This is a genomic window from Leyella stercorea (assembly GCF_019052365.1).
Classification (GTDB): Bacteria; Bacteroidota; Bacteroidia; order Bacteroidales; family Bacteroidaceae; genus Prevotella.
On sequence record NZ_JAHQUY010000077.1, the window covers coordinates 1 to 12,624 of the forward strand.

Annotated in this window: 13 protein-coding genes; 11 read left to right on the plus strand and 2 right to left on the minus strand. The window is 41.8% G+C overall.

Translation table 11 applies throughout. The features are described 5' to 3' along the window. Window positions 1-174: 174 nt before the first annotated feature. The 11 genes from KTQ90_RS11170 to KTQ90_RS11220 all read left to right on the plus strand — a co-directional run bounded on the left by KTQ90_RS11170 (window position 175) and on the right by KTQ90_RS11220 (window position 11,379). Window positions 175-2,451 (plus strand): TraG/VirB4 family ATPase, encoded by a 2,277-nt coding sequence (locus KTQ90_RS11170; RefSeq protein WP_254359676.1) that lies wholly within the window; start codon window positions 175-177, stop codon window positions 2,449-2,451. Between the two features lie 7 nt (window positions 2,452-2,458). Next, window positions 2,459-5,125 (plus strand): hypothetical protein, encoded by a 2,667-nt coding sequence (locus KTQ90_RS11175; RefSeq protein WP_217318502.1) that lies wholly within the window; start codon window positions 2,459-2,461, stop codon window positions 5,123-5,125. A 7-nt stretch (window positions 5,126-5,132) separates the two neighbouring features. Then, complete coding sequence (locus tag KTQ90_RS11180; protein WP_217318503.1) at window positions 5,133-5,960, plus strand: hypothetical protein; 828 nt, start codon at window positions 5,133-5,135, stop codon at window positions 5,958-5,960. Between the two features lie 13 nt (window positions 5,961-5,973). Continuing rightward, window positions 5,974-6,708 carry a DUF5045 domain-containing protein gene (locus KTQ90_RS11185; protein ID WP_217318504.1) on the plus strand — a complete coding sequence of 245 codons (735 nt, stop codon included), beginning with the start codon at window positions 5,974-5,976 and terminating at the stop codon, window positions 6,706-6,708. Between the two features lie 45 nt (window positions 6,709-6,753). Further along, a complete protein-coding gene (locus tag KTQ90_RS11190) occupies window positions 6,754-7,419 on the plus strand; it encodes a hypothetical protein (RefSeq protein ID WP_217318505.1) in 666 nt (221 codons plus the stop codon). A gap of 157 nt (window positions 7,420-7,576) precedes the next feature. Continuing rightward, complete coding sequence (locus KTQ90_RS11195; protein ID WP_004311699.1) at window positions 7,577-7,909, plus strand: helix-turn-helix domain-containing protein; 333 nt, start codon at window positions 7,577-7,579, stop codon at window positions 7,907-7,909. 4 nt (window positions 7,910-7,913) lie between these two features. Then, entirely contained in the window at window positions 7,914-8,261 is a 348-nt protein-coding gene (locus tag KTQ90_RS11200) for a hypothetical protein (RefSeq protein ID WP_004311700.1), read from the plus strand. Between the two features lie 72 nt (window positions 8,262-8,333). Next, window positions 8,334-8,984 (plus strand): hypothetical protein, encoded by a 651-nt coding sequence (locus tag KTQ90_RS11205; RefSeq protein ID WP_217318506.1) that lies wholly within the window; start codon window positions 8,334-8,336, stop codon window positions 8,982-8,984. Between the two features lie 201 nt (window positions 8,985-9,185). Then, window positions 9,186-9,557 carry a plasmid mobilization protein gene (locus KTQ90_RS11210; protein ID WP_217318507.1) on the plus strand — a complete coding sequence of 124 codons (372 nt, stop codon included), beginning with the start codon at window positions 9,186-9,188 and terminating at the stop codon, window positions 9,555-9,557. 14 nt (window positions 9,558-9,571) lie between these two features. Beyond that, window positions 9,572-10,795, plus strand: coding sequence for a relaxase/mobilization nuclease domain-containing protein (locus KTQ90_RS11215; RefSeq protein ID WP_217318508.1), 1,224 nt, complete (start codon window positions 9,572-9,574; stop codon window positions 10,793-10,795). A gap of 29 nt (window positions 10,796-10,824) precedes the next feature. Further along, window positions 10,825-11,379 (plus strand): hypothetical protein, encoded by a 555-nt coding sequence (locus KTQ90_RS11220; RefSeq protein ID WP_254359678.1) that lies wholly within the window; start codon window positions 10,825-10,827, stop codon window positions 11,377-11,379. A 225-nt stretch (window positions 11,380-11,604) separates the two neighbouring features. Here the strand turns inward: KTQ90_RS11220 and KTQ90_RS11225 are convergent, their stop codons facing one another. Both KTQ90_RS11225 and KTQ90_RS11230 read right to left on the minus strand, forming a co-directional pair. Then, on the minus strand, window positions 11,605-12,006 hold the full coding sequence (locus KTQ90_RS11225) for a hypothetical protein (RefSeq protein ID WP_217318509.1): 402 nt from the start codon (window positions 12,004-12,006) through the stop codon (window positions 11,605-11,607). A gap of 346 nt (window positions 12,007-12,352) precedes the next feature. Beyond that, entirely contained in the window at window positions 12,353-12,502 is a 150-nt protein-coding gene (locus tag KTQ90_RS11230; protein ID WP_217318510.1) for a hypothetical protein, read from the minus strand. Window positions 12,503-12,624 lie beyond the last annotated feature (122 nt).

The window sequence follows — 12,624 nt, forward strand, 5'->3', positions numbered from 1 at the left end:
ATATGTGCAACTTTTTACTCATATTTATCAACTTAAATTAATTCCGCCAACGGGTAAAAAGTATCTGACCGATTGAAGAGCGGTGAGATAAATTGCCGTTTCTTATCGGCTGCGGAATGCAAAGAATATGCAGACCGATTCTTTGCTTTTGACTTTAAGAATAAGAATATATCCATGACCGACTTCAAGGTTGACAGTGAGAAGATAGGCATGGGAAATAAACAAATAAAGGTATATAGCCTGTTGGACGTTGACAGTATTGGATTGCCTGGTAATATACGTCCTTATACAGATGTGTCTGTCAACAATGCTGTAATATCACAAGACCTGTTGGCAGACATCGATCATGTGCCAGGCGTGGATTCTATAGTTTATAATCAAGTTATCTTCCTTCCTAACCAGAAGAGGGAAATGATGAAACTTGATAAGAAGAAGAACCGTCATGCCTCTATACCGAACCCGAACAATCAGATTGCCGTTGAGGACATCAATGCAGTACAGAATGAGCTTGCACGAAACGGAAAAATCCTCGTATATGCCCATTATAATCTAATCGTACAGACAAGTTCTGATTATGATTTTCAGAAGGTAACTAACAGCTTAGAGAATATCTTTGCAAGATACAACATACATATATCCAAACGAGCTTACAATCAGTTGGAGTTGTTTGTGGCAAGTTTCCCAGGTAACTGTTTCCGTTTAAATCAAGACTACGACCAGTTCCTTACATTATCAGAAGCAGCCTTGTGTCTTATGTACAAGGAACGTCAAGCCGTTGGTGACGATTCTGCTTTGAAATGTTACTATACCGACCGTCAAGGTTTGCCGTTGGCAGTTGACACATCGGGAAAAGAGGGAAAGAAGAGATATACCAACAACTCAAATTTCTTTGTTTTGGGTCCGTCTGGTTCCGGCAAATCATTTTTTATGAATACTGTTATGCGTCAGTATCGTGAGCAGGACACCGATATAGTCATTATTGATACTGGTGACAGTTACGAAGGACTTTGCAGCTATTTTGATGGAACGTATATCAGCTACTCCAAGGAAAAGCCAATCTCTATGAATCCGTTCAAGGTTACGGATGCAGAGTATAATGAGAACTTCGGTGAAAAGAAGAACTTCTTGAAGAGTCTCATTTTCCAATTGTTCAAGGGAGCAGAGTTCCCAACCAAGCTTGAAGATGCAGTCATCAACCAGACAATCGTAGAATATTACGAGGAGTATTTTCATCCTTTCGAAGGTTTCAATGAGGAAGAGAGAAAAGAGATGAAAACCAAACTTTTACTTGAAGACAAGAAAAATGGCGAGTACGACAAGTTTGAAGAAGAACTTGAAGAGCGTTATGGCGATGAATATGAGATAGAGGAACTTGAATACAAGAAACTATCAGATCGAGACAAACGTGTTTCAGAAAAGTTGAAAGCAGTAATCGAAGACAAAGCTGCTACTGAAGGCGAGAAGGAAGTTGCTCAACGAGCTTTGCAACGTCTTACTCCAGAAGTTATCGAGAACAAATATCTTATGCGTATAGAGCATCAGATAGATAAGATAGAGCGTCAGAAAAAGAAGTTGAAAGTTACAGAACTCAGTTTCAATTCTTACTATGAGTTTGCAGTAGAGCGTATTCCTCAGATAATGAAACAGCAGAATATTCAGTTCAACATCCATGACTTTGCAACAATTCTCCAAGCCTTCTACAAAGGTGGTGAGAATGAAAGCATCTTGAATAATGATATTGATGGTTCTCTGTTCGATGAAAAGTTCATTGTCTTTGAGATAGACAAGGTGAAGGATGACCCTGTTCTCTTCCCCATCCTAACTCTTATCATCATGGACGTGTTCACCCAGAAGATGCGTATCAAGAAAGGAAGAAAATGCCTTGTAATTGAAGAAGCATGGAAAGCCATTGCTACACCAGTGATGGCAGACTATATTAAATATCTGTATAAGACAGCTCGTAAGCATTGGGCTATGGTGGGTGTGGTAACACAGGAAATCCAAGATATTACCTCTTCACCTATCGTTAAGGAAGCCATCATCAATAACTCAGATGTGTTCATGCTTCTTGACCAGAGCAAATTTAAGGATAAGTTTGATGACATCAAAGCAACCCTTTCTCTTACAGATATAGATTGCAAGAAAATATTCACTATCAACCGTCTTGACAACCATGAAGGTCGTTCACGATTCCAGGAAGTTTTCATCAAGCGAGGACAGGACGGTGAGGTGTATGGAGTTGAGGAACCGCCAGAGTGTTACATCAACTACACTACAGAGAAGGTAGAGAAAGAAGCATTCAAGTTCTACAGAAAACAGCTCAAAGGTAGCTATCAACATGGCATTGAGGTGTTTGTTAAAGACTGGAAGGACAGTGGACTTGATTGCACATCATTTGCCAAGCTCGTTATGAAGGAAGGTAAAATGTACAACCAAATGAATAAAAAATAATATGTTTATGCGTAGAATAATAGTTCTCATATTAATGTCAGCGGTTATACAAACTGTGTCAGCGTTAGGCTGGCACAATATAAACGTTGACCTTACAACCATTACAGCAATGGGTACTGCTTACGGTGTGGAAGGAGCCGAGGAAGGTAATACAGCAACTGCTCTTGACTCCATTTTCCAACATTATAAGAGCGGTGGCATAGCGATGGCTGGAATCTTTGTATCAAAGAAGAATGACAGGGATGCAATGCGCAATCCTGGATTGTTCGCCTCTGAGGAGAACTATTACTATAAGCGCATATACAGCCTGGTGAAAGACGGCATAATGCCAAAGTTCATTACCGTTGCTGCACAGTTCCTAAAATATCCAGAGAATGTGCTCTATTGGGGGCCTTACCTGCTCAAAACAACTTCAAATGTTGAAAACCTCTGTAAAGAGTTTGAGCTGATTGCCACCAATGGTAAACGGTCATTCAAGGACATTAAGTTTCTGGTTGTCAGTGATGACCTGAAAAAGTTGTTTGACCTTGCCCAGCTTGGAAATGTGGATTGGAAAGCTTTGCTTGACAAACTTGGAGATTTTGGCAAGGACTTGTCAAAGGATGATTTGAAGGAAGACATGAAGCACTTCGGCGATGTCATTGCATCCGCTGGACAACAGACTGTAGATGCCAACTTGGAGAAGGCAAGCAAGATTGGTAACATATTCCATTCATCAACGGATTCCATTTGGATGATGTACGATAAGTTCAGAGACACCTATGAGCAAGTGAAGAATGGTGCAAATGTCAAAGACCTTCTTATGCAGGTTATAGTCACTCCTGATGCAGCAGGAGTAGCCAGACTTTTTAAGATAGATGACTACAATCTCACTGGATATATTACAAATTACCTAAAAGAACTGAAAGGTCAGTATTATACACAAAGATGGTATATATATACGGAAGATAGTGGCACAAAAGAAATTGCCTCATTTCGCCCATCAGCTCCTGCAAACACAAATAACAAGGATTCATGGACTGGTTGGATATACAAGTGCAATTATAAGGAGAAATCATCTCCACCGTTTCCAACTCTTACCACGTCTGAGTATAATCAGTTAAGGACTGCTGCGGAGAATGCCACAGATTGGAATGTCAGTAAAAAGAACGAATATGAAAAGAATAATCCAGGGCATACAATAAGCTTGAATTATGAACAACGTTCTTATGATTATGTCCGTGACAAAAGCGGTGGCACCTTTTCACATTCAAAGCATTGGCGAGGCAGACACTTTTCTGTATATATGACTGTAATAGATTCATGGTACATCAAACAAGAAGTCTATGAGGAAACTTTCGACTCTCAGAGTATGGATAAGGAAACTTTTGAGGCGAAGCTAAAAGCTCGTTTGAACAGTTATAATGACAACTTAGACCCAAAAGATGAAAATTACGGAAAGGTCTATAAACTTGGCAGTGATGCCCCTCGTTTCTACACAATGGCAGATGAAAAGAAATTGGAAGGTTGCAATACGGTGTCTTTCGTTGCCAACTGTAGTGGAGGAGCCAATCTTGGCGAAGGTTCTTTCAACTGGAAAGAGAACAGCAAATCGCAAAAAGGAAGTCTGACAGAACAGTCAAAACAGTTTGCGATGGCAAACAATCCTGATCAATCTTCTGATGGCGGTGACAAGGAACTGTTGCAACAGAAGCAGCAATATACAAACGAAGTTAATTCTTTGAAGAAGCAAATCTCTGCCAACGACAAGAAACAACAGGATCTGATTGACAGGATTCGAGCTGCAAAGCAAGCCAACAACTATCCATTGGCAAACCAACTACAGAAGGAGTATGATTCTCTTGATGCAACAAATGCACAACTGCAAAATCAGTTATCTGTGGCTCAGAATAATCTCAACCAGACTAACCAAGCATTGACTGAATATTATAATGATATGTCGGACAATTTGGATGGAGCCTATCGCATACCATCCAATATGCGAGAGTTGCAAGCCATGTATAAGTTGCAGTGGCAGGATGAGGGAGAATGGGTTAACGGCAGTGGCGAATACACATTTGTCAGACATGCCTACTGTCCTTCTGCGAAAGCGAATGTCACATATACCGCAGTTCTGAAACTGGCTCGAAAGCCAAAGTATTTCCTTGGCATAAGAATCCACCGTCCAATATTGTCGGTTGATTTCACCTTGTCCGGCAATTCAAGTGCCGAGAATGTTGTGGAAGTTATGAAACTTGACATGAACAAGACAGAGAAAGAGCGTACTGAAGAAGTTAATAAACGACTGAAGGAATTGATGGAAGACATGCCGGATTGCAGTATAAGCATCAGATATGAATATTCCAACAAGGTTGACACTTCTGATGATGAGTCAGATAATTCCATTCATCTGTTATGGGCAAGCGACCGACTTGACATTGCAAGGGATGTAGAATATCAGTTGACGGAGATTTATTCACAGCTTGTGTTCCTGGAACATGTTATGCAAGCAAGGCAGAGCCTTCTTGATTTTCTAAAACATCAGATTCTTGATGTTGTGACCAGAAGCGGGCGTGGAACCATAGCAGAGTATTGTTTACAACGATGGGAAGACGCAAGTATTGCGGCAATGAGTAAGACGAATAACGTGAAGAAAGACAGTACGGCAGTTAATAACAATACAGGAAATAATTAATAAAGTTATGAGACGCAATATTATCAGATACATATTGGTTGTAATTTCCTTCTTTTCTGTTCTTGGAGTTCAAGCCCAAGGTGATGTTGCTTCACTGGAGGCGATGATAAAGAACCATAAGCAGGTAAGAGGACTGTTGGAAGTGAGAGTTGCAGCCGAGCTTGGAGTTTTGGAATACCATAAGCTGAATGCCAAGAAGGTGAATGACTACAGAGCAGTCAGCGATACCTTGGACAGATACCGAAGGTGTTTCGATGTCGTTGACCTCATATTGAAGACTGGTGCAACAGCATTTCACACAGTGAATGCCTCCAAAAGAGTGTCCGCAAATATCAAGGGTTACTGGGATCTTGTAGATACCTATACCAACAAGATACTTTTGCATGGTGCTATTTGGCCTTCCGACACAATAATACTTACCACAAGTAAGAAGACCGTTAAGGCAATTGAGTCGGAGGCTAAAGAGCTAAAGTCTTCATACAATGATTTTGTTCTTCTTGTTGGAGGAAAGAACTCACCTAAGGAAACTAAGGTGTTAGACATGATGGAATGCCTGGATAAGATAAACACTTCCATTGACAATATAGACAATTATATAGCAGCAGCCTATTTGGAGTTGTGGGGCTACATGAATGTCCGTATGGGATTTTGGAAAAAAGAGATTTATCGAGCAAGAAGCATGAAGGAAATCCTTAACGGAGCCTATGGCGATTGGGTTAAAGCCCAAGCAAAGGCATACACCTGTTTGCAAGAGAAGAAAAGCTACCAGCCCAAACAGACACTTGGCGGTGGCGGACTTCTTGGAGAACGACGAAGGAAAGATCAATCAATATAAATAATGTGAAGTTATGAAAAGAAGAACTATAATATATGTAATAATGTTGTTCGTAGCTGTTACCACTGTAAACGCACAAAGTGTAACGAAAATCCATGAGAATGACATTATGAACCAGTTCCTTACAATGGAAACTGGAGCAGGAGCATTGACTCCTGCTGCATATTACAATACGTTTCATAAGTCGTATCAGAGGGATGCCAACGTAAGAAACAAGCTCATATACCGAACTTCTGTTATGGCAGCCGTCAATGAGGAGAAAGCTCCTGCTGAAAAGATAGATTCCGACTATGTGGCAAGAGCAAAGATAGAGGCTTTAAATATTGAAAGCCGTTCCAAGGCTACAGATATAACTTGGTTCTCAGAAAAAGCCAAAATCAACGGCAAACTCGAAATCTTCAATAGGAATATCAGCCGTATCGTTACAAGTGGCGGAACCTCCGAGGATTATAGAACTTGGAGAAACATCTACAACTGCATAGAGACAGCTATTAAGTACACCCAGGATTCATATCTTGATATGGGTCAGCGGAAGAAGGAGTTTCTTGCCATCTATAGGGATATTATCAAGCGCAACAATCTTTTGGTACAGCAACTTCAAGTATGGAGAGGAGGCAAAAGAGCACAAGAACTGCTTGCCAACAAAACCAAGATTCAGCGTATTTCATCCACAAAGGTTGTAGCACAAAATGCCCTTCGAAGATGGCAAACAGCTTTTGGTACAGATGGAACAGCAACAGGCAGATAAACAACAAGCAACTATAAAGTTTAATATATAAAAAGTTTAAAGATTATGTTTACATCACTATTATTGCAAGCCAGTGGAGCTGCTGGAAGTGCGACTGGTGGAATGGCTGATTTTGTCACAGACCTCTCTAATACGATAGGTATAGACCTGTTTGATGAGGATATTGACAATGTGGTTTTCCAAACCAATGAGTTTCTTTGCAATTCCGACTTCATTGGTTCCCAAGGACCATTTTGGTGGTTACTGGTGGTTGCCGTTACCAATTCTCCAAAACACGATTTTAGTCGCTGTAAATCAGTCATTTATAAATTCTTGTCTCGTGATACAAAATCAGCGAGGGACAAAAACGGGACAAAGCCACGGAAAAATAAAGTCAAGAACACTTCGCCCGAAATATCCCTTGTGGAATACCTCTGTTTCGTTTGCAAAGGTACAAATTTGTCCCTTGAAAAACGAGGGGAAATCCCTATTTCTCTCATTCACAACTCTTTTTCCTACCATTGTACCCCAAATGTGGTTATTGCAAACGGTTTTGACCTCAAACGGCTTGGTTTGCGAAAATTGGGTGTTAAATTTTGTTTTGCACTCTGTTGGACATTTTCAAAAACGAGAACTGGCAATAGAACCAAAGATTTGCCACCCTTATTGTCCAATCCTTGGTTTTGTGAATGTTTGAACGATAGACATTTGAAGATGCTGAATTTCAAGTGAGTGTCCGACCAATCTACCACATTGCAGCATGGTAAAATAGAACCAAAGAATTGAAAATCAGCACTTTTAATAAACCATAACGGCTGCTTGAATATCATTGGCAACAATATACCTTTGCAGCCGAAATCGATAACGAAATAAACAAAATATCAGATTTATGACAGAAAAGAACGCATTAAAGATGAACCTCGACCATGAGCGCAAGATAGTGGAGCTTCAGTCGAGAGTGAACAAGTTGGAGAACCTTTGCTACATGACAAAGGAAGTGTTGAACCTTGAAGAGGCTTCCGCCTTTCTGGGCATTGCCAAGAGCACGCTCTACAAGATGACGCATCTTAACCAGTTGCCGTACTTCAAGCCTGCTGGCAAGCTCATCTTCTTTGAGAAGAAAGCCTTGCTTGACTGGGTACGAGGAGCAAGAGCCATGTCGGAGGAGGAGATAAGACTGGAGGCTGCAAACCGTCTGAATGAAATGAACAATAGACCATAGCATCATGACGAAAGATGAACTTGTAAACAGTCTGCAAAAACGTGACCCTCTGTTGGCTAATGCGGTCAGCAATATGGTAGACTACATTTCCGACCGCTTTCCTGCTGCTTACCCAAGCAAGGAACAGACGGAAGCAGTCAATACCTATCTTCATTCGGTCTATGCTGACGGTGACGGAACCATGTCGGAAAGAAACTGTGAGCATCGAAGAATTGCATCACAGAAAATTACCATCAATGCCATACAAGTGCTTGACAGCCCCCAACTTGACCGACTGCAACGTGTGCTTGACCATATCGCATACGACAAGGAGTATTATATGCCAGAGAGAGGCTTCGGCATGAGACGATAGTTTCTCTTTTGACGGCAGAGAGTTTTCCGCATAACAGCATGAACAGATTTACACAACAAAAAGAAAACAACGATGAACAGTAATATTTTCAACAGCATTATCCTGAGTAATGAACAAGTAAACTATCTGATGGGTGGCACGGCTGGCATTAATCGCCTTTCATGCCTTTATCAACTCATTCAGATTGTGACACGACAGATTGAAACCTCAAATGAGGTTGGGGAATCCACAACCGCATTATGGGAGGTGAACATGTCAGAGGTGGCTCTATCCAAACTATGGAAGTGTGACCGAAAAACCGTCTCCAAGATGCTTGACCACATGAACAAATTGGGCATCCTTTCTTCTGTACAGACAAGACGAGGAAGTGTTCACACATTGCTATGCATTTCTGCATGGATTGTTGACGGCAAGAAATATGTCAATCCTCACTATGTTCCCATCAACCAAAGAGACTGTTCCGGCAAGTCTAATACTATTACTTCCACAACCGCATTCCCTAACAAGGAGGATCCGCCCACCAAAAATGGCGGTACTTCTCCAACACAACTTGCCAACAGTTCCTTTTCTTCCCTAACTTCAGGAAATGGCGATAATGGCGAGGAGGAAGATGTTCCACCGCCAAGCGTCTCTGACATGGAACTGGAGGCAGAAGCCAGAAGGCAATTCTTCAAAGAACAGATGGAAGCGGAGGATGCCCCACAATTGCTGTTGCTTGGGTAATTTGAGAACCGTTATACAACAAGTCTGTGAACTGTTGCAACCCCAGTGCGTAGCGTGCTTGTGCGTAAACTCTGATAGCGGTGCTATGCAAGAAATACCAATGTCATACAAACGCACTTCGTTTGTCCGTATGCCAATGGACTTCTTGAACGCTCGCAAGCTCGCATTGGGTTGCACACTTTTATAGAAGCAATACTTGGTATGAATAAGAAAAATATAGATAAGGAGACACCGAAATACACGAGCCGCCTGATAGTAAGGCTTACCCCACAGCTTCATAAGGAGATAGCGGAATATGCTACTCTTTGCGGACTGACCACAAGCGCATACGCACGCAAGCGGTTGGAGGGCAAATATCCCAAACAACGCTTGACAGACAAAGAAATGGAGGCTTTGAACAGCCTTTCGGATGCCAGGGGCGATATACAAAAATTGTTCGGCTTCCTCAAAGGTCGTCCGCTTACGGAACGTGAGAACATTCTCCGTAGCGAAATATTTATGAAACGATGGAGAACAAGCGCAGAGGCGATCTTGAACCGCATGATTGAGATAGAGAAATACTTAACACAATAGAACATACGACATATATGATAGCAAAAGCAAAGGTGATAAGTCATGGCGCAAATGCCATACGTTACTCAGTGGATAAGGACAAGGCAGAGATTGTAAAGACCAATCTCTTGCCCGATGATATTTCCCCAACGGCAATGTGGGCAAGAATGCTTGCCTTGCAGAAGAAGTTTGAGGACAAATTGAACCGTTATCATCCGCTCAAAAGGAACATGATACGTATTGAGGTTTCCCCAACCTCGGAGGAAACGCAAGGTTGGACGATGGAGGAATGGCAGAGGTTGGCGGATGACTTTATCCGTGAGTTTGATGCGGTTGACCTTTCAGCCAAGTCGAAGCGCAAGAGTGCAAAGGCAACCAACCTCAAAGACAGCCAGTATGTAGTTGCACTCCATCATGACAGCAAGAGTGGCATTATGCACCTTCACATTGATGCGAACCGCATAGACATGAGGGGCAACGTGAATGATGCCCATTATATCTACGAGAGAGCGATGGCTGCTGCCGCCAAGGTTGGGCAACAGCGTGGTTGGAAAGATGCACAAGAGGTGAGCCGCCAAAATAAGGAAGCGATAACCAATGATTGCCTTTCCGTTTTGGCTAAGATGCCGTACTTTGATTGGGGACTATACACAAAATGCCTCACGCAAATGGGGTATGATGTCAAACTACAATCCGACAGCAAAGGACAAGTGCGTGGATATGCCATCAAGCGTGGAAACTCCATTTATAAGTCCTCGGAACTTGGCAAAGGTCGTTGTCTGATGCCCTCAAAGATTGAAGGCACTTGGGCAAAACTACATCATCAAGAATTGGAGAAACAAGTTTCAACTCCAACAAAGAATACCCAACAGCCAAAGATTATGACTGTACCTAAACCCATTCCTACTGCGGACAACACTCCAAAGATACGTCACTTCGACTTTTATACAGACGAGTTTCATCATTATCCTGTTGATATTCCACAGAACTGTCTGGATGTCATCGACAAGAACATTGCTTTGGATGCCGACAATGTGTTTGCCAAGATAGGTGATGTGCAGAAGACCGCCATTCTTCTCTTTGCTGAATACATTGATGCAGCCACAACCATTGCCGCCCAGTCTGGCGGTGGCGGAGGTGGTGCTACCTCAGGTTGGGGACGTGACAAGGACGAGGATGAACTGTCTTGGGCGTATCGCTGCGCTATGATGGCTAATCGACTGTGCAGACCTCGCAAGAAGCAAGGATATGGCAGATAACCGAATGTTCAACCAACAACATTGAAACTATGCCAATAGGTAAAAGCAAAATCTCAGATATGGATTTCGGCTCTTTCGAGAACTCGATTGACAAGAATATCGAAACGGACAAGGCATCGGACAAGTTTGACCAACAGCTTCAAGCCTACAAGGATGCTGGCAATAGCTTGACTTTGGCAAAAAGTGGCGTTGAAATGGCTACTGCTTCCATGCATGAAGCAAAAGACAAATTGAGTGAAGCCTCAGATAAAGCGAATACTGTCACCAAAGCTATTGAAGCCTACATCGGCAAAGTAAAAGACATAACTGTCAAAGCTAAGGTTGATGATGCCGATATGGAACAGGCAATAAACAACAGGAAGAAACTCATTGAAAACGAGTCCAAACTTCTTGAAGACCACCGAAAGGCGAATAAGGACATCCTCACTCGCCATTTCTATGATATGTCTAATATGATGTCAAGAAATGAAGGAGTTTGGTTGTCGAATGGTTGGGTAAAGACTTTGCTTTGGATATTCTTGCCGTGTTTCCTTTATACGGTCATTTCTATTGCCTATTTTGTAGCATCATGCATAGACAAGTAAAAAAAGAGTGTCACGGCATTATATTGAAACAATGTCGTGATACTCTTTTATCTGTATTCTGATAACTATCTATTTGTATCAACAATTTTAGCACTTCTATTGAGAACTCGCCCATAGGAATTAGTGTAGGTTTCGATGTAGGTATTTCCATTCTTGCAACATCTTATTTGACATTTTATTATTCTGTCGCGTTGCATATTGGTTTTGCGATTATCGCCAATTGCTTCACATCATCAGCGGTAAGTTTGAAGTCATTGTTGTTTTGGCAGTAGTCAAGAACTTGCACGGCACCATGTTTTCCCAACACACCATACTTTTCAACTTCCATATAATACTTGATGGCTTGCAATTGGTTGTGTTTTTTTTATCTGGTTTGTAGTAGGCATCGCCAAGTAATGAATAAGCCAATGGAAATCGGCTTGCTATCAAGCGGAGTTTGAGAGTATCTGTCGGTTGGCCAGTTTTCTCATTAGGACCATACAAGAGTATTTCTGCAATGGAGTATTCGCGTTCGGCTGCATTCCTTATCATTTCCATGCCAGCAATGGAGTCGCCTTGCTCAACAGTAATCATTCCGAGAAGAGTTTGCGCTTCCAATCCACCTTTGCTCTTGAACTCCTGTATCATACTTATCACGCTGTCTACACAGGGCAAGAGTGGTGTCTATCCATCGTGGTGAACAATGTCTTGTAGTCATCACTGTCTGGCAAGCCGTTGATATAATCGTCAATGCGGTAGCCATACAAATCTGCCATTTGTGCCATTGTTATCATGTTGAAGAAATCTCTCTTCACACCATTGCCTGTTCTGTAGTAATCTTCCAATTTCAAGTATGTAGCACAATCACCTTGACTTGCTTTGTCAAGCAGCGAAGAGAAGGAGTCTTGCGACTTTATATTGCAACCAGAGACACTTGCGGCAAGCAACGCAATTGTAATGTATACACACCAAATCTTCTTCATTATCGAATCCCCTAATCCGTGTCGGGCGCAACTTCTATTTTTGATGGTTTTTGTTCCAAGGAAAACTTCTTTACTACATTGCCTTTTCTATCTATAGCTCCTTCAAGATTGATTTCATCATCGTCAGTCATGCCAAAGCCATCCTCATCACGATAATACATACCATCAGGATTAACCTCCCATCTCACTTTGGCTATGCCATCCTCATAATCTTAGATATTTTGCAACAAAAATTAAAGGATTTCTCTTTGCCGTACGACACAGAGAAATCCTAATGACCGAT